This is a genomic window from Amycolatopsis sp. A133, from assembly GCF_031082405.1.
In the GTDB taxonomy this organism is placed as follows: domain Bacteria; phylum Actinomycetota; class Actinomycetes; order Mycobacteriales; family Pseudonocardiaceae; genus Amycolatopsis.
In genome coordinates, this window is the sequence record NZ_JAVHJU010000067.1 from 28,687 (window position 1) to 46,329 (window position 17,643).

Consider the following 17,643-nt stretch of genomic DNA (forward strand, 5'->3'; position numbering starts at 1 on the left):
GTGGCAAACGCTGCGTGGCAGGTGGGGCGGGTGGCCGGGAAACAGGTACTGGGTGCCGGATTCGGTGGATCCCTGCAGCACGAAGTATCGGCGTGGCCGGGCGATCTGCTCACGTAGCCAGCACCCGCTATCACGCTGCGTAGCAGATCTGCAGCGCGCTCTGTCCCAGAGGCACGTTGTGAGCAGATGGAGCGGGTGCACGGCATCGGCCAGCCGAGTGTTGACGAGCAGTCGGCATCGCCCCGTGGGCGATCCTGAGCTGCACTTTCAGTCCGATGACGGCCGAGGTGGGTCGAAGTTGATTAGAGGACGACCTATCGATTAGAGTACCGTTGTGGTCGGTTACGGAACGTTGCCGCAAACAGGCGGTTGCGGAGCGCCGACGGCGGAACTCAGACGATGAGTGATGTGTCAGGTGCCGGGGCAGGCAAGCAGTGCCCTCTTCGCTTCCGCGGCCAGCCAGCGCTCGGCGTCGTCGAAGCTCCACCTGCGGTGACTCACGAGGCTGAACCAGGCGTCCTGTCCGACGTAGAACCAGAGCACGTCCGCCACCGTGTCCTCGGCCACCCCCGGTCGAAGCGCGTTCAGTTCGATCAGCCTGGCGGCAATCGTCGCGAGCGCGGCGGCATATTGGGCGTTCCCAGCTTCGAGGACAGCTGCCGCAATAGGCTCGGTGCGGCATTCGGGAACGAGCGCTTCGAGCATCTCCCAGTGCGCTTCGTGGGCCAGGCGGGTTCCGCGGGCGGTGAGGTCGATGACCTCACCGGGGTCGTCGCTCTGGGCTACCGCACTGAGCGTTCGTCCGGCGTTGGGGTCGTGAACAGCAGGTACGAGCAGTTCCCGGAGGATCTCGGCCTTCCCGCCGGTACTGCTGTAGACGGTCTGCGGTGCGACGCCGGCGGCGGAGGCGATCTGGGCGACCGTGACGTTGACGTAGCCTCGCTCGATGTAGAGGTCGCGGGCGCTGTCCAGGATCGCGGCGCGGGTGGCGGCGGCCGCGCTGAGCCTGCGGGGCGAGTGGTATCTCCCCTTGGCCACTACGTACCTCGCGCTCTGACGATCACCCCACCGACCAGGCGGACTTTAGCACCGTGCACAGGTTGCTCATCCCACCTCTTGCCAAGATCGAGTCGCCGCGTTCCCCGGCGCTTCACCCTCAGGCCTGCCCGGCAGCCGGGGGTGAGCCGCGGTGATCGGCCGAACGACTGAGCTGGACGAGCTCGCGCGGGTTGCCCGGAGCGTGACGGCCGACGGGGCGGCGGTAGTGATCGCGGGCGAGGCCGGTATCGGCAAGACCCGGGTCGTGGAGGAGTTCAGCGAACTCGCTCGCGCGGACGGATTCCGGCAGCTGCGTTGCACGGGCCTGGAGAGCGAAGGTCATGCCGGGTTCGCCGGACTTCATGAGCTGCTCCATCCGGTGCTGGACGAAGCCGAAGGGTTGCCGGAGCGGCAGCGCCAGGCCTTGTTCACCGCTTTCGGGATGGCCGACGGACCGGCCCCGGAAGGGCTGCTGATCGGTCTTGCCGTGCTGGGCCTGCTCGAAGAGGTGGCGGCGCGGCAGCGGCTGTTGCTGGTCGTGGAGGACGTGCAGTGGCTCGATCCTTCGACCGCCGAGGTGATCAGGTTCCTCGCGCGACGCCTGAGTGCGGCACCGATCCTTCTGCTGGCGACCGTTCGCGCGGCAGCCGGGGACGCCGAGCCGGCGAAGTCCTTGCCCGGCACTCATCTGACTCTCGGTCCCTTGTCCGAGGCGGACTCGGCGCTGCTGCTCGACAGCGTCGCCTCGGACCTCACACCGGCCCGCCGGGCCCGCATTCTGCAGGAGGCGGGTGGAAACCCGCTGGCGCTGCGGGAGATTCCCGTCGCGTTGCGCGAACGTGGACCGGCGCCCGACTCACCACTTCCTCCGCTGCTGCCCACCACTCGCCGGCTGGAACAGGCTTTCCTGGCCCAGACCGCGGCCCTGCCCGCGGCGAGCCGGCGGCTCCTGTTGCTCGCCGCGGCGGGCGGCGAGCCGACGCTGAGCGATCTCGTCGCGGCGGCCCGGCAGGTCGGCCTCGGTCCCGAAGGCCTCGATCCCCTGGAACGCAGCGGGCTGGTGGAGGTGTGGCAGGGCCGCGTGCGGTTCAGCCACGGGCTGCTTCGTTCGGCCGTCTACGGAGCGGCGTCGTCGATCGAGCGCGCCGACGCGCACCACGTCCTTGCCGCGGTCGCGCAGGATCCGATGCGGGCGGCGTGGCACCGCGCTGCGGCGGCCGGCGCTCGTGACGAGAACATCGCGGCCGAGTTGGAGGCCGCGGGGATGGGGGCCGCGCAGCGGGGTGCTCTGGCGGAGGCGGTGAACGCGCTCGAGCGTGCGGCGGCGCTGTCGCCCGAAGCGGCACCGCGGGCCCGGCGGTTGGCCGCGGTCGCCGAGCTGGCGCGTCAAGCGGGCAGGACGAACGACGCGCTGGGGGCGGTCCAGCAGGCCAGGCCGCTGGCCACCCAGCCGGCCGTGCTCGTGGAGCTGGCCGGAACCGAGATCGTGAACAACCTGATGTCCGGGCTGCCGTCGCCGAGTGAACGGGGCCTGGTGGCTCTGGCCCGGCGGCTGGCCGGCCCGGCCGGGGACGACCACCGCGCCGAGCGGATCCGGCTGCTGTGGGCCACGGCCGTCCAGCTCGCCCTCCGTCCCGGCGGACAGCACAACGCCGCCGAAGTCATGGCCGAGCTGACGAAGGCCGGCCCGAATCTGCGAGACCCGCTGCAGCTGATCGGGCTGGCCCTGCTGGATCCACTCGGCTACGCCTCCCAGGCGCGGCCGCGGCTGGAGACGTTGCTGCCGCCGGTGCTGACCGAACCTCGGGTCCTGCTGAGCCTGGGTTTGGCGGCCGAGACCGTGCAGGACCTGCCCACCGCGCTAGCGGCGTTCGCCGCCGGCCGGACCCACCTGCAGCGCAGCGACGCTTTGGGTGATGAGAGCCATCTGCTGGCGTGGCTGGCGTGCCAGCGGGTGCTCGCGGGCTCGCTGTACGAGGGTGTCGCGGACGCGGCGATGGCCGAGCGGGTCGCGACCGAGCTCGGGCTGCCCGCGGTCGCCGCAGCCGCAGCCGCCTCCGGCGCACTCGGGCTCGCCTGGCGAGGGGAACGCACCGAAGCCGTCGCCGCGCTCGCCCGCATCGGCGAACAGTCACCGGATGCACTGTGGACGTCGACGACGGCGCGCGCGGCCTGGGCCTCCGGGCACCTTGCGCTCCAGCAACGCAGCTATCGCGACGCGTGGCTCGAGCTGCGGAAGGTGAGCGCGGACCGGACAACTGCCTTGTGGGCGCTCGGGGACTTCACCGAGGCGGCCGTTCGGTCGGGCAAGGCCGAATCGGCGCGGCGTGTGCTGGATGGCGCCGAGCGCGACGCTGCCTGGCTGAAGTCGCCGGATCTGGACATGCTCGTGCAGCGGTGCCGCGGGCTGCTCGCTGCCGACATCAAGGCCGGCGCTCACTTCGAGGCGGCACTCGAGCACGGGCGCGGGGGCCGGGCGGTGCTGGAACGGGCACGGACCCAGCTCTCCTACGGCCGGTGGCTGCGCCGGGAGCGGCGGGCGCCCGACGCACGAGACCACCTTTCCGCGGCGCTGTACGCCTTCGAGGAGCACGGGGCCGAAGAGTGGGCGAACCAGGCAGCCGCCGAGCTGCGCGCGGCCGGGGTGCCCACGGGCCGCCGTCCGCGCGCCGGTCGTCCGGGTGCCGGGGTGCTGACCCCGCAGGAGCTGCAGATCGCGCGCCTGGCGGCGGACGGGCTGACGAACAAGGAGATCGCCGACCGGATCTACCTGTCGCACCGGACCGTCGGCGCGCACCTGTACAAGATCTTCCCGAAGCTCGGCATCACGAACCGCGCACAGCTGAGGGAAGTCATGGCGGCCCTCGGAGTGCCCGAAGGCCGAGCGTGACCGTCGTTCCGGCCGGCCTCGGCGAGCGTGGGCGGGCGGTCACGGGCGCGCAGCGGTTCCGGCTGGTGCGCGCCCGTGACCGGCGGAGGTCAGGCCGTGCCGAGCACGCCGGACAGGAAGCCGATGCCCTGCGTGATGGCCGCTTGCGCGGCGCGGGTGCCGCGCAGCGGGTTGAGGCCGACGAAGTCGTGGACGATGCCCTGGTAGCGCACCGCGGTGACCGGCACGCCGGCCGCGCGCAGCTTGGCCGCGTACGCCTCACCCTCGTCGCGCAGCACGTCGGCCTCACCGACGATGACGAGCGCCTCGGGAAGCCCGGCCAGATCCTCGAGGCTCGCCCGCAGCGGCGACGCGGTGATCTCGGCGCGCTGGGCGGGGTCGGTGGTGTACTGGTCCCAGAACCACTGCATGCCCTCGCGGGCGAGGAAGTAGCCGGTTTCGAACTGGCGGTAGGAGCCGGTGTCGAAGCTGGCGTCGGTCACCGGGTAGAACAGCAGCTGGCCGGTGAAGGAGATGCCGTCGCGCTGCTTGGCCAGGATCGTGGTGACCGCGGCCATGTTCCCGCCGACCGAGTCACCCGCGACGGCGACCCGGCTGGTGTCGAGGCTCTGCTCGGCCCCGTGGGTGCGGATCCAGTCCGCCACCGCGTAGATCTGCTCGATCGCCGTCGGGTACTTCGCCTCGGGCGAGAGGCTGTAGTCCGGGAACACGACGGCCGCACCGGTGCCGACCGCGAGTTCGCGGATCAGCCGGTCGTGGGTCTGCGGTCCGCCGAAGACCCAGCCGAGACCGTGGACGTAGAGGATGACGGGCAGGTCACCGGTCGCGCCGACCGGGCGGACGATCCGGATCGGCACGGTGCCGGTCGGGCCGCCGGTGATGGTCAGGTCGGCGATGTCGGCGTCGGGCACCTGCCCGGGGTTCGCCTGCACGCTGTCGACGATCTTGCGTCCCTCTTCGGGGGACATCTGGTAGAGGAACGGCGGCGTCGAGTTGGCGTCGGCGAAGGCCTGGGCGTCCGGTTCGAGGACGGGCTTGGAGTCGGTCATCGGTGTTCTTTCTCTCGTGGCGGCGAAACCCGCGGCGGGCGTGATGCCGACGGTTCCAGGCCCGCCACGGCGAGGCATCTGTCACGCGACTGGTGTTGGCTTTGGCCTCCGGCCGAACCCGGCGGGCCGACCTATGCTCGTGCGGGACAGCCCGGCAGGAAGGACCACGCCTCGTGATCGGCCGCACGTCGGAACTGTCGGTCCTGACTCGTCTGATCGACACGATGACGACGGCGGGACACGCCGTCGTCATCGCCGGTGAGGCGGGGATCGGCAAGACGACCCTGGCCGAGGCCGTCGCGGAGCACGCCCGGGCGGCGGGATTCCGCGAGCTGCGCTGTACCGGCTACCAGAGCGAGGCCACCCCGGGCTTCGCCGGCCTGCACGAGCTGCTGTACCCGGTGTGGGACGAAGGTTCGTCGTTGCCCGACCGGCAGCGCGCGGCCCTGCAGGCCGCGTTCGGCCTCGCCGACGACGCCGGGGTGCAGGACCTCCTCGTCGCGCTCGCCGCTCTCGGGATCCTCGAGGACGCCGCGTCCGAGCAGCCGGTGCTGCTGTACGTCGAGGACCTCCAGTGGCTGGACGCCTCGAGCGCCGCCGTGATCAAGTTCCTCGCACGCAGGCTGACCAACGCCCCGATCCTGCTCCTGGTGACCGTCCGCGCGGAGGACCCGGAGATCGAGATTCCCTGGGCGCCGGCCGAAGCCGTCCTGCCGTTGGCGCCGCTGACCCGCGCCGAGTCGGACGAGGTGCTGGAACACGCCGGCGTCGCGCTGAGTGAGGGCGAACGGAAGCGGATCCTCGACGAAGCCGGCGGCAACCCCCTCGCGTTGCGGGAGCTGCCCGTCGCCGTGCGCGAGCACGGCGACGCCGTCGGGCTCCTGCCGGGCGTGCTGCCGACCAGCCGCAGGCTGGAGTCGGCGTTCCTGGGGCAGGCGGCGCACCTGCCCGACGGCAGCCGGCGCCTGCTGGTGGTGGCGGCCTGCGGGGAGGACATGCCGCTGCCCGAGCTCGTCGCCGCCGCCCGGGAACTGGGGCTGACGCGGGAGGACCTCGATCCCCTCGAGAAGTCCGGGCTGCTCACGCTGTCGGGTGACCGGCTGCGGTTCCGGCATCCCCTGGTGCGGTCGGCAGTGTACGGCGCGGCGTCGTCCCGCGAACGCACCGCCGCCCATCTCGCGCTGGCGGCCGCCGCCCACGATCCGGGCCGCGCGGCCTGGCACCGCGCCGCCGGCTCCTACGGCCGCGACGAGGCGCTGGCCGCGGAGCTGGAAGCCGCCGGTCAGACCGCGGCCCGGCACGGAGCCCGCTCCGAGGCCGCCGCCGCGCTGCACAAGGCGGCCGAAGTCTCCCCGCGCGTCGACGACCGGGTCCGGCGGCTGTCGGAAGCAGCCGAGCTGGCCCGCCGGGCCGGCGAGCCGGACGCGGTCTGGGCGATGCTGCGCGAAGCGGTGCCGGTGGCGACCGAGCCCGACACGATCGTCCAGCTGGCCAGCACCGAGGTGGGCACGTCGCTGGCTTCCGGTGTGCCGGCTCGCAGCATCCGTGAACTGCTCGTGCTGGTCCGCCGGCTGGCCGGTCCGGACGGATCCGGCCACCCGGAGGCTCGGGTGCGGCTGTTGTGGGCGATGGCCCTGGAGTGCGTGGACCGTGCCCGTAGCGCTGAGGAGACCGCCGCGGTCGCCCGGGAATTGGCGGCGATCGATCTGGGCCGCTGGGATCCGGTTCAGGAGATCGCCCGGGCGCTGGTCGATCCCGCCGGGCGGGTGGACGTCCTCAAGCCCAAGCTGCGTTCGCTGGTGCCACTCGTCGGACAGGACATGCGGGTCCTGCTCTCGCTCGGTCACGCCGCTTTTGTGCTGCACGACCTGCCTGCCGCTCGGCTGGCCTGGGCGGCCGGCTGCGACTACCTGCCCTCGCTGGGCTCCTCGGTGGACGAGGCGCAACTCCTGGCCACGCGCGCGAGCACGGAGCTTCTGCTGGGCAGGCTGCAGGAGGCACAGCAACGGGCCGAGCTCGGGCTGCGGATCGCCGGCCACGCCGGATTGCCGGCCGTGGCCGCGGCGGCCGAGGCGGCGTCCGCGTACGCCTTCGCGTGGCGGAGTGAGATGGCCGAGGCCGCGGCCGCCGTCCGGCGCAGCCGGCGGCTGTCGACGGAGGCACCGCGGGGACACGAGACAGCCCTGGCCGCGTGGGCGGCCGGGCTGGTGGCCTTTCACGCTCAGCGCTACGAGGAAGCCTGGACCGAGCTGATGCAGGTCCAGGTGTTCCCCCCGCTGGCCCGGATGAGCGTGGCCGACCTGACGGAAGTGGCCCTGCGCAGCGGGAAAGCCGGCGACGCCGAGGCGTTCGTGGCCCGCGTCGAGGCCGACGCCCGGGTCTTCGACTCACCGCACCTGCGGACGGTGGTGCACCGCAGCCGCGCGTTGTTGCTGGACGGGCCGGAAGCCGCCGGGCACTACGAGCTGGCGTTGGAGCACGGACGGCGGAGCGAGGCGCGCATGGAGGTCGCCCGCACGCAGCTGGCCTACGGCGAGTGGCTGCGGCGGAGGCGGCGGATCGCCCAGGCCCGCGAGCACCTCACCGCGGCGAGCAAGGCCTTCGAGGACGCCGGGGCGCGGGGGTGGGCGGCGCGGGCGGCGGCCGAGCTCACCGCCGCCGGCGGCACGCCCGCCACCGCCGCCTCCAGAGCCGGAGCCCAGGGCGGGCTCACCCCGCAGGAGCTGCAGATCGCCTTGCTGGCCGCCGAAGGGCTGACCAACAAGGAGATCGCCGACCGGCTCTACCTGTCGCACCGCACGGTCGGCGCCCACCTGCACAAGGTGTTCCCCAAGCTGGGTATCACGGCGCGCACCCAGCTTCGGGACGTGCTGGAAACACCTTCCGACACCTGATCACGCGTGCATCCGGGCCAGGCCGGCCTCGGTGTCCCGTTCGCCGGCCACTCCGGTTTCGGTCACCGCGCGCCGGAGGGCGGCAAGGTCGTCGCCGGTCAGCACCAGGTCGACGGCCGCGGCGTTCTCGTCGAGCCGCGAGCGGTGCCGGGTGCCGGGGATCGCGACCGCGCCCTGGGCCTGCACCCAGGCGAGCGCGACCTGGGCGGGCGTGGCGTCCTTGGCCTCCGCGATCCGCCGTACCTGCTCGACGAGCCGCAGGTTCGCCGCGATGGCCGCCGGCTGGAACCGGGGCAGCGTGCGGCGGGCGTCGCCGGGTTCGAGGTCGTCCACCGTGGTGATTTCCCCGGTGAGGAAACCGCGGCCGAGCGGGGAGAACGCGACCAGGCCGATGTCCAGCTGCCGGAGGGTGTCCAGCACGCCGTTGCCGAGCACGTCCCGGGAGAACAGGGAAAACTCCGACTGGACGGCGGCGAGCGGGTGCACCGCGTGCGCCCGGCGGATGGTGGCCGCCGAGACCTCCGAGAGCCCGATGTGGCGGACGAGCCCGTCGCGGACGAGTTCGGCCATGCCGCCGACGGTTTCCTCGATCGGCACGGCGGGGTCGACCCGGTGCAGGTAGAACAGGTCGATCACGTCCGTGCCGAGGTGGCGCAGCGAACGCTCCGCCGCGCGGCGCGCGTACTCCGGGCGGCCGTTGAGGCCGTGCGGACGGCCCTCGTCGTCGAATTCGGTGGCGAACTTCGTCGCCAGCACCGCCTCGTCCCGCCGGTCACCGAGCGCGCGGGCGATCAGCTTCTCGTTCTCGAACGGCCCGTACGCCTCGGCCGTGTCGATCAGGGTGACGCCGATGTCGAGGGCGTGCCGCAGGGTCGCGATCGCCTCGGTTTCGTCGGTGGTGCCGTAGAAGGCGCTCATACCCATCGCGCCGAGTCCCTGCGCCGGGACGGTCAGACCGTCGCCCAGCGTCGTCTGCTTCACGCGTTCTCCTTGTCGTTCTGTTCACGGCGCTCGTCGAGCACCTCGAGAAGGCGGTGCATCTGCACCGGCATGTCCCCCGGTTTGCGGGCGGTGATGAACTGCCCGTCCTCCACCGTCGGCTCGTCGACGTAGGTGGCACCGGCGGCGCGCACCTCGGGGGCGACGTCCCGCCAGGACGTCATGCGGCGGCCTTCGGCCAGCCCGGCGCTGATGAGCACCTGGGGTCCGTGGCACAGCGCAGCCACCGGCCGGCCGGTTGTCGCGAATGCACGGACGAAGTCCAGCGCCGCCTCGTTCTTGCGCAACTCGCCGGGGGCGAGGCCGCCCGGGACGAACAGGGCGTCGTAGTCCTGCGCTTGGGCGCCCTCGATCGGGCGGGTGCCGGTCTTGAGCGGGAGGCCCTTGTAGCCGGTGAAGCCCGCGCCGGTCGGGGTCAGGACGTCGACCTGGTAGCCCGCTTCCCAGAAGCGGTAGTAGGGGTAGAAGAACTCGGTGTCTTCGACCTGGTCCGCGGTCAGGATGGCGACTCGTCCCTTCGACTCGACGTCGGGTGCGATCGCGGCGCGGTTGTCCTCGGCGGACGGCGTAATAGTTTGACTCACGTCCAACAGTGTGCGCTACAGTTGGATACATGTCAAACAGTCAGTGGGGTGAGCGGTCGCCGGCCTTCCCGGAACCCGAGCGGGACCGGATCGACTTCGTCTCCGTGCTCAAGGCGCTGGCCGATCCGGTGCGGCTGCGGATCCTGCGCACCCTGGCCGACGACCGCTACCACCCCTGTTCGGTGCGGGAGTACGACCTGGACATCCACAAGTCCACGCTGTCGCACCACTTCAAGACCTTGCGCGAAGCAGGGGTCACCTCGACGCGGGTGCGAGGCCGGGAGCACGCCGTCCAGCTGCGGCGAGACGACCTCGATGCCCGCTTCCCGGGCTTGCTCGGCAGCGTGCTCGCGGCGGCCGCGGACGTCGACGCCTGACCGGTCACCGGTGCAGGTGCTCGGCCCAGTCGCCGGGCACCCGCGCCGCCGGGCCCGGCACGCCCTGGCTCAGCGGACGGTGCTCGGGTGCGGCGAGCGCGGGGCCGCTTTCGTACATGACCTGCTCGCCGTAGTCCCAGAACCACTTCTCACCCGGCTCGAAGCTGCGCACGAACCGGTGACCGGTGGCGGCGGCGTGCGCACTGGCGTGCTGGTTGGGCGAGGAATCGCAGCAGCCGATACGCCCGCACCCGGCGCACCGCCGCAGGTGGAACCACCAGCCGGGCGGGTTCATGGCTTCGCAGTCGGCGCAGCCCGTGCCGCTCGGCGGCACCACGGGATCGATTCCCTCCATGGGACTCCTTCACTCGGGACTCCGGCGCGCGGGCAGATCGCGGCCGGAGTGGTCAACGCAGCTCAGGCGGACGCGCAGGGGCAGCTCACTGCCGGGTCTGCCGCTCCGCCGGGGTCAGCCGCAGGAGGTCCTGACCGAGCAGCGGTCCGGAGGGCACCTGGTGCAACCGGCCACCGTCGGCCAGGCCGCCCAGGTCGATCGGCGCGAACCCGAGATCGGTCAGCAGGCCGGTGAACGCCTTCTTGGCTTCCTCGTCGTCACCGGACACGAACAGCACCCGGTTGCCCTCCGGCCGCCGCGGGTCCGCGGCCAGCGTCGCGGCGAACAGGTGGTTGAACGCCTTGAGCACGCGCGCGCCCGGGGCCCGGCGGGCGACCACCTCGCTGGAGGTCTCCCCCTCCGGACCGGACGGCGGTCCGGTGTAGTCGTTCGTGGCGTCCACCAGCACGCGGCCGCTCCACTCGGGCAGCCCCGCGAGCGCCTCGGCGGTCCTCGCCGGGTACGGCGAGGACGACGAGCTCGGCCTGCGCCGCCTCCTCGCGGGTGCCGGCCGACACGCCGGAGCCCAGATCCCGGACCACGCCGGCCAGGGTGTCCGGGCCGCGGCTGTTGCTCAGGACGACCTGGTGGCCGCCCGCGGCCAGGCGGGTGGCCACCGCGGTGCCGATCGCTCCCGCCCCCAAAATGCCGATCTTCATCGTTTCCCTTCCGTGGCTTCGGTGTCGGCTCCCATCGTGACCGGCGACAGGACACCGCCACATCGGTCACGTGACTTATCCGGCCGGGTCGTCCGCGCACCGCTACCACCGCGGCGAACGGTGCCGGCCGGCCGCCGCCGACGTCCGCGGACGCCATCCGCAGTCACGTGACGGATGCCGCCGGCCGGCCGGGACGGCCAGCCTGGGCGGGACCAAACGTCTGCGAGCGGGAAGGCTCATCGGTGCCTCAACCAACAACCGCCGTCGGCACGCTGCCGGCCTGTCTCGGTCCACGGGAGCCCGCGGCCGCCGGGGGACGTGCGGGGTGGATCGCCGTCGGTTCCGTGGCGGCAGCGTCGTTCACGCTGGTCCTGTCCGAGTTCATCGTCATCGCCGTGCTGCCCGACATCGTGCGGCAGTTCGGTGTCTCGGCCGGCACTGCCGGGCTGACCCTCGTCCTGCCGGGATTGCTGGCCGCGGTCGCGGCGCCCGTTCTCACCTTGGCTTTCGGTTCGCTGGACCGGCGCGTGGTGCTCTGGGGCCTCACGGGCGTCGTGGCGCTGTCGGACTTGCTGGCCGCGCTCGCCCCCAGCTTCGCGCTGGTGATGACGGCCCGGTTGCTGCTCGGGGCGGCGATCGGAGCGTTCTGGACGATCGGCGCCGGGGTGGGTCCGCGGCTCGTTCCGGCAGCCCGCGTGACGCGGGCCACCTCGCTGATCATGGCCGGCATCTCCGCGGGCACGGTGGTCAGCCTGCCGGTCGGCCACCTCGTCGCCCAGCACTGGGGCTGGCGCTCGGCTCTGTTCGGCGTGGGCGCGCTGAGTGTGCTGGTCCTGCTCCTGCAGCTGCGCGTGCTCCCGCGGATGCCCGCCGGCAAGGCGTTGCACGCCGGGGATGTTCTCGGGCTGCTGCGCCGCCCACGGGCGCGTGTCGGGCTGGTGCTCTCGGCGCTGTTGTTCTTCGGGCACTTCGGCGCCTACACGTTCGTCTCGTCGTATCTCGGTGACCGGGCGGGCTTTTCGGCCTCGACGGTGGCCGTGTTGCTGCTGCTCTACGGAATCGCCGGATTCGTCGGCAACTTCACCGCCGGGGCGACGCTGAACCGCAGCCTGCCCGCCACGCTGGGCACCGCCGCGGCCGTGCTCGCCCTGTCGTTGCTCGCACTCGGGCAGTGGCACGCGCAGCCCCTGGTGATCGTCGCTCTGTGCGCGTGGGGAATCGGCTTCGGCGCCGTGCCCATTTCGCTGCAGACCAACATGATGCGAGGCGAGACGGCCGAAGGTGCGCTCGCGCTCTTCGTGACCGTCAGCCAAGTGTCGTTGGCGGCCGGGTCGTTCGTCGGCGGCCTGGTCGTGGACCACGCCGGAGTGGCGACCGACTATTTCGTCTTCGCGCTGCCCGCGATGGCCGCGGTGCCGGTCACCGCGACCGTGCTGCGCCGCCTGCGGTAGCCGGACCAAGCACAGGAAGTGAGTTCAAGGTGGACACCACACCACACACCGAAGTCGGCCTGCGCATCAACGGCGCTGATCAGACCGCCACGGTCGACAACCGCGTCACGCTGCTCGACCTGCTGCGCGAGCACCTCGGCCTCACCGGGACCAAGAAAGGCTGCGACCACGGGCAGTGCGGCGCGTGCACGGTCCTGCTGAACGGGCAGCGGGTCAACAGCTGCCTGAAGCTGGCCGTCTCGGCCTCGGGCGGCACGGTCGTCACCATCGAAGGCGTCCAGGACCTCGCCGACGGCGACGGTCTGCACCCGCTGCAGGAAGCTTTCGTGGCCAACGACGCATTGCAGTGCGGCTACTGCACACCGGGGCAGATCTGCTCGGCTCTGGGCGCGCTCGCCGAAGCCGACGCGGGCTGGCCCAGCCACGTCACTCCCGACGTGGCCGACGGCGTCGAGTCGGCGGCCGCGCTCACCGCGGACGAGATCCGCGAGCGCATGAGCGGCAATCTGTGCCGTTGCGGCGCCCACCGCGGCATCCTGTCCGCCATTACCCAGGTCGCGGCGGTGACGACCCGATGAAACCGTTCGCGTACCAGCGCGCCGGCGGTGTCGCCGAAGCCGTCACGGCCGTCGCGGCGAACCCGGACACCGCCTTCCTCGCCGGCGGCACGAACCTGGTGGACCTGATGAAGCTCGGGGTCGCCCGGCCCAGCACCCTCGTCGACATCTCCGGGCTGCCGCTCGGCGGGCTCAGCCACCGCCCCGACGGCGGAACCGTCATCGGCGCGACGGTGACCAACGCGGCCCTGGCCGGTGACCCGACCGTGCGCCGGCGATTCCCCGTGTTGTCCGAGGCCGTTCTCGCCGGCGCGTCCGGGCAGCTGCGCAACGCCGCGACGGTGGCCGGGAACCTGCTGCAGCGCACCCGGTGCGCGTACTTCCAGGACGTGCGCAAGCCCTGCAACAAGCGGGAGCCGGGCTCGGGCTGCCCGGCCCGCGCGGGCGCGCACCGCGACCTGGGCATTCTCGGCGTCTCGTCCGCCTGCATCGCGACCCAGCCCTCGGACATGGCCGTCGGCCTGGCGGTGCTGGACGCGGCGGTCACCATCCACGGGCCCGACGGGCCGCGCTCGGTGGCGTTGCGGGACTTCCACACCTTGCCCGGCGACACCCCGCAGCGGGAGACGGTCCTGCGGCACGGGGACCTGATCACCGGGATCGTGCTGCCCCCGGCACCGGCGGGGGCGGTGATGCACTACCGGAAGGTCCGTGACCGGTGGTCCTACGCCTTCGCGGTGATCAGCGTCGCGGCCCTGCTGACCCTGCGCGCCGACGGACGGATCGACCAGGTGCGCATCGCCTGGGGCGGGGTCGCGCCGCGCCCGTGGCGGGCCACCGTCGCCGAAGACCTCTTGCGGGGACAGGAACCGACCGCGGAGTCCTTCGCCCGCGCGGCGCGCGCGGAACTGCGCCAGGCCACGCCGCTGCCGCAGAACGAGTTCAAAGTGGACCTCACCGCGGACGTGACCGCCGCCGTCCTCACCGACCTTGCCGACCGCGCCCGCAATCCGGAGGTGACACGATGACGTCGATCGGAACTCCCCTCGAACGTCAGGACGCCACGGCAAAAGTCACCGGGGCGGCCACCTACGCCTACGAACACCACGTCGACGGTGTGCTGTACGCGTGGCCGGTGACTTCGGCCGTCGTCAAGGGCCGGGTCGCCGGCATCGACGAGGCATCGGCGACGACAGTGCCCGGCGTCGTAGCGGTCCTGCACACGGGCAACGCCGCCAAGCTGCACACCGGCTTCGATCTCGGGCCGGTGCAGCAGGTGTCGGTGCCGGAACTGCTCCTGCTGCAGACCGACGAGATCTCCTACCGGGGACAAGTCGTCGCCGCGGTCATCGCGACCTCCTCCGAAGCGGCCCGGGAAGGCGCCGAGACGCTGATCGTGCGCTACGAGGAACAACCCCACGACGTGGTGTTCCGGCCGGACGACCCGCGGGCCTACGTCCCGGACATGGTCGGCGACCTCGGGCCCGGCCATGTGGCCCGCGGTGACGCGGACGCCGAGCTGGACCGGGCCGAGGTCCGCGTCGACGTCGTGTACACCACTCCCCCTCAGCACGCGCACCCCATGGAGCCGCACTCGACCATTGCGGCCTGGACGGACGGGCGGCTGACCCTCCACAGCTCCGAACAGGGGCCGTCGAACACCAGCCAGACCTTCGCGTACCTGTTCGGCCTGGACCCCGCGGACGTCGAGGTGATCTGCGACCACGTCGGCGGCGGCTTCGGCGCCAAGGCCTCGCCCCGGCCTCCGGCGATGGTCGCCGCTCTCGCCGCCCGGCTCGTCGACCGGCCGGTCAAGGTCGCGTGGAACCGGCCGTTGATGTCCGCGCACGAGACCTACCGGTCGCCGACCATCCAGCGGATCGCGCTCGGCGCCGACCGTCAGGGCCGGCTGCGCGCCATCGTCCACGAGGCCCAGCACCTGGCCTCCACGCTGTCGGGCTACGTCGACCAGACCGCCAGCTCGGCGCGCATGATGTACGCCGCCGAGCACGCCCGCACCACCGCCACCGCGGTCCGGCTGGACGTGCCCTCCCCCGGCTGGATGCGGGGACCCGGCGAGGTCCCGGGGATGTTCGGGCTCGAGTGCGCGATGGACGAACTGGCCGGCGAGCTGGGCCTTGACCCGATCGAGCTGCGGATCCGCAACGAACCGTCCGTGGACCCCGCCGACGGAACGCCGTTCAGCAGCCGGAACCTGCTGGCCTGCTTACGGACCGGCGCCCAACGGTTCGGCTGGGCGGACCGCGATCCGCGGCCCGGCCTCCGCCCCGACGGACGCTGGTTGCGCGGAACCGGCGTAGCCGCCTCCCGCTACCCGGTGTTCACCGTGCCCTCCACCGCCCGGGCCACCGCCGAGACGGACGGGACGTTCACCTTCGCCATCGGCGCGGTCGACATCGGCACCGGAGCGCGCACGGTGCTCGCCCAGGTCGCCGCGGACGCCCTGGCCGTCCCCGTCGAGCGGATCCGGCTCGTGCTCGGCCGCGCATCGCTGAGCGTCGCCGCGTTCGCCGGCGCCTCCCTCGGCACCGCGTCGTGGAGCTGGGCGATCGACAAGGCCGGCCGGATGTTGCGGGAGCAGGGCGCGAGGCCGGGGCTGACGGTGCACGCCGACACCACCGACGAGGTGGCCGCGATGCGCCAGGTCAGCCGCAACGCCTACGGAGCCCAGTTCGCCGAAGTCGCCGTCGACACCGTCACCGGTCAGGTGCGCGTCGAACGGATGCTCGGCGTGTTCGCCGGCGGCCGCATCCTCAACCCGCGCACCGCCCGCTCCCAGCTGATCGGCGGCATGATCATGGGCGTCGGCGGCGCCCTGATGGAGGCCGCCGAGCTGGACCCGGTGTTCGGCGACTTCGTCAACCACGACCTCGCCGGCTACCACTTCCCGGCCCACGCCGATGTCCGCGACATCGACGTGATCATGCTGCCCGAGCAGGACCGGGAGCTGAACCCGCTGGGCGGCAAGGGAATTGGCGAGATCGGCGTGGTCGGTGCGGCGGCCGCCATCGCGAACGCGGTCTTCCACGCGACGGGCACCCGCATCCGCGACCTGCCCATCAGGCTCGAGAACCTGCGCCCGCCGGGTTCCCGTGCCGTCCAGCAGCAACTGTGAGGAGCAAATCGATGAAGGTTCTCGTGACCGGCGCGTCCGGCACGGTCGGCGGGCTGGTGACACGTCACCTGGCCGGGAAAGAGATCGCCGTGCGCGGTGTCGTGCACCGGCCCGAAAGCGCCACCGCCCTGCACCGGGAACTGCCGGCCGTGGAAGCGGTCGCAGCCGATCTCGCCGACGAGGCCCGCGTTCCCGAACTGCTGGCCGATGTGGACACGGTGTTCCTGGTGACGGCCAACGTGCCCACCCAGCTCGCCCAGGAGCAGACGGTGATCCGCGCCGCGGCCAAGGCCGGGGCGCGGTGGGTGGTCAAGATCAGTGTCGGCGGGGTGTCCCCGGACGCGCCGCTGGCCCTCGCCCGCGTCCACTACGCGGCCGAGCAAGAGCTGACGGCCGGCGGAATCCCCCACACGATCCTGCGGCCCGCGTTCTTCATGGACAACCTGCTGCAGTACATCCCCTGGATCGACCCCGCCGGCCGGCTGGAGCTCCCGCTCGGCGACGGCGCCATGGCCATGATCGACGCCCGGGACATCGCCGACGTCGCCGTCGCCGAACTACTGGCCCCGACCGGCGGCGACCGTGACCTCGTGCTCACCGGCCCGGAAGACCTCACCGCGGCCCAAGCGCTGGCCCGGATCGCCGACGTCGTCGGCAGGCCCCTGAGCCACGTCGACGGGACGCGGGAGAGCTTCCTGCGCCGGTACCTCGCCGACGGCAACCGGGCCGGCTACGCCGAGGACATGGCCACCCTCTACGACGGCGTCCTGCGCCACGGCTACGGCGCCGGGACCACCGCCACCGTCGAAGAGGTGACGGGTCACCCCCCGCGCACCATCGACGACTTCGCCCGGCAGCACGCCGCGAAGTTCAGCCGGTGAGGCGCACCGCGCGCACATGAACCGCGTACAGGCGAGCGCCGGCGATCCGCCAGATCAGGCGGGCCGGCGCCGGCATCTCGTGCAGGAACCAGCGGCGCTCCCCCGGCGTGGCGTCTTCGAGCACGACCCCCGCCAGCAGCATCCGGGACCGGAAGCCGCCGGGCAGATTGCGCATGGCCGCCTTCTGCGGCTCCTTCCACTCCGCCACCGACAGCCGTTCGCGGATCAGCGGAAGCACCCGCTGCTCTTCGAGGTCCAAGTGCTCCCGCAGAGCTGCGGCCAGCTCCCGGAAACGGGCGGCCAGGTGATCGCGCAGCTGCGCGGTTGCCGTGGCCGCCCAGCCGGGCAGATCCGGTTCGATCGACGCGATGGTCTTCGCCAGCGCCTCGTGCTGCTCTTCCATGGTGTTGATGAGGCTGTCGTCCAGGGTGAGCCGCTCGTGCAGCAACGGCCACAGGTACCGGTCCTCGCTCTCGTGGTGCTCGTGCAGCATGGTGAGCATCAGGCCGGCGTGCTTCGCGATCGTCGCCGCGGCGGCCCGCTCGCCCGCGGGCACGGCGGCGATCGCCGGCCCCAGCAAGTCCATCTCGCGGCGAAGGGCTTTGTGGATCACCTTCATCTCTTCGGTATCCGGCCTGCCCGCGGGGCTGTGCTGATCGATGCGCATGGTTCGTCTCCTCGGTGGAAGCCGGATTCTTCCGGCACGGCCCGTCCTGCCTCGGCGCGCGCCGAGG

Annotated in this window: 15 protein-coding genes and 1 pseudogene; 8 read left to right on the forward strand and 8 right to left on the reverse strand. The window is 72.3% G+C overall.

Annotated features, from left to right (window positions below; all coding sequences use genetic code 11):
- Window positions 1-411: 411 nt before the first annotated feature.
- The gene (locus Q5425_RS39170) at window positions 412-1,038 is read right to left on the reverse strand and encodes a helix-turn-helix domain-containing protein (RefSeq protein ID WP_308677473.1); all 627 of its coding nucleotides are present in this window, start codon (window positions 1,036-1,038) and stop codon (window positions 412-414) included.
- Between the two features lie 151 nt (window positions 1,039-1,189).
- On the opposite strand from Q5425_RS39170, the gene Q5425_RS39175 reads away from it, so the two are divergent.
- Complete coding sequence (locus Q5425_RS39175; RefSeq protein WP_308677474.1) at window positions 1,190-3,928, forward strand: AAA family ATPase; 2,739 nt, start codon at window positions 1,190-1,192, stop codon at window positions 3,926-3,928.
- Between the two features lie 89 nt (window positions 3,929-4,017).
- Here Q5425_RS39175 and Q5425_RS39180 read toward each other — a convergent pair whose 3' ends face one another.
- Window positions 4,018-4,977: an alpha/beta hydrolase gene (locus Q5425_RS39180; RefSeq protein WP_308677475.1), complete on the reverse strand. Its 960-nt coding sequence runs from the start codon at window positions 4,975-4,977 to the stop codon at window positions 4,018-4,020.
- A gap of 173 nt (window positions 4,978-5,150) precedes the next feature.
- Between Q5425_RS39180 and Q5425_RS39185 the strand changes: the two genes are divergently transcribed.
- On the forward strand, window positions 5,151-7,871 hold the full coding sequence (locus Q5425_RS39185) for an AAA family ATPase (protein WP_308677476.1): 2,721 nt from the start codon (window positions 5,151-5,153) through the stop codon (window positions 7,869-7,871).
- On the opposite strand, the gene Q5425_RS39190 is transcribed toward Q5425_RS39185, so the two are convergent.
- Together Q5425_RS39190 and Q5425_RS39195 are read right to left on the reverse strand one after the other, a co-directional pair.
- Window positions 7,872-8,852, reverse strand: a complete 981-nt coding sequence (locus tag Q5425_RS39190) for an aldo/keto reductase (protein ID WP_308677477.1) — start codon at window positions 8,850-8,852, stop codon at window positions 7,872-7,874. It lies immediately after the preceding gene.
- A complete protein-coding gene (locus Q5425_RS39195; RefSeq protein ID WP_308677478.1) occupies window positions 8,849-9,454 on the reverse strand; it encodes a type 1 glutamine amidotransferase domain-containing protein in 606 nt (201 codons plus the stop codon). The genes Q5425_RS39190 and Q5425_RS39195 overlap by 4 nt, the downstream gene beginning before the upstream one ends.
- Window positions 9,455-9,483: 29 nt before the next feature.
- On the opposite strand from Q5425_RS39195, the gene Q5425_RS39200 reads away from it, so the two are divergent.
- Window positions 9,484-9,831, forward strand: coding sequence for a metalloregulator ArsR/SmtB family transcription factor (locus Q5425_RS39200; RefSeq protein ID WP_308677479.1), 348 nt, complete (start codon window positions 9,484-9,486; stop codon window positions 9,829-9,831).
- Window positions 9,832-9,835: 4 nt separating this feature from the next.
- Here the strand turns inward: Q5425_RS39200 and Q5425_RS39205 are convergent, their stop codons facing one another.
- The 3 genes and pseudogenes from Q5425_RS39205 to Q5425_RS45945 form a co-directional block, all read right to left on the reverse strand.
- The gene (locus Q5425_RS39205) at window positions 9,836-10,186 is read right to left on the reverse strand and encodes a UBP-type zinc finger domain-containing protein (RefSeq protein WP_308677480.1); all 351 of its coding nucleotides are present in this window, start codon (window positions 10,184-10,186) and stop codon (window positions 9,836-9,838) included.
- Window positions 10,187-10,271: 85 nt separating this feature from the next.
- Window positions 10,272-10,634 carry a hypothetical protein gene (locus Q5425_RS39210; RefSeq protein ID WP_308677481.1) on the reverse strand — a complete coding sequence of 121 codons (363 nt, stop codon included), beginning with the start codon at window positions 10,632-10,634 and terminating at the stop codon, window positions 10,272-10,274.
- Window positions 10,635-10,725: 91 nt separating this feature from the next.
- Window positions 10,726-10,947 (reverse strand): annotated as a pseudogene (locus tag Q5425_RS45945) (NAD(P)-binding domain-containing protein); the annotation flags it as partial.
- 281 nt (window positions 10,948-11,228) lie between these two features.
- Here Q5425_RS45945 and Q5425_RS39215 point away from each other — a divergent pair.
- Genes Q5425_RS39215 through Q5425_RS39235 form a run of 5 tightly spaced genes read left to right on the forward strand, consistent with a single transcriptional unit; the run spans window position 11,229 to window position 16,909 of the window.
- Window positions 11,229-12,335 (forward strand): MFS transporter, encoded by a 1,107-nt coding sequence (locus Q5425_RS39215; RefSeq protein WP_308677482.1) that lies wholly within the window; start codon window positions 11,229-11,231, stop codon window positions 12,333-12,335.
- Between the two features lie 29 nt (window positions 12,336-12,364).
- Window positions 12,365-12,913, forward strand: a complete 549-nt coding sequence (locus Q5425_RS39220) for a 2Fe-2S iron-sulfur cluster-binding protein (protein ID WP_308677483.1) — start codon at window positions 12,365-12,367, stop codon at window positions 12,911-12,913.
- Window positions 12,910-13,920, forward strand: a complete 1,011-nt coding sequence (locus tag Q5425_RS39225; protein ID WP_308677484.1) for a xanthine dehydrogenase family protein subunit M — start codon at window positions 12,910-12,912, stop codon at window positions 13,918-13,920. The genes Q5425_RS39220 and Q5425_RS39225 overlap by 4 nt, the downstream gene beginning before the upstream one ends.
- Entirely contained in the window at window positions 13,917-16,028 is a 2,112-nt protein-coding gene (locus Q5425_RS39230) for a xanthine dehydrogenase family protein molybdopterin-binding subunit (RefSeq protein WP_308677485.1), read from the forward strand. Before Q5425_RS39225 ends, Q5425_RS39230 begins: the two co-directional genes overlap by 4 nt.
- An 11-nt stretch (window positions 16,029-16,039) precedes the next feature.
- Window positions 16,040-16,909, forward strand: coding sequence for an NAD(P)H-binding protein (locus Q5425_RS39235; protein WP_308677486.1), 870 nt, complete (start codon window positions 16,040-16,042; stop codon window positions 16,907-16,909).
- Here the strand turns inward: Q5425_RS39235 and Q5425_RS39240 are convergent.
- Entirely contained in the window at window positions 16,899-17,576 is a 678-nt protein-coding gene (locus tag Q5425_RS39240) for a hemerythrin domain-containing protein (protein WP_308677487.1), read from the reverse strand. The genes Q5425_RS39235 and Q5425_RS39240 overlap by 11 nt on opposite strands.
- Window positions 17,577-17,643: the final 67 nt, after the last annotated feature.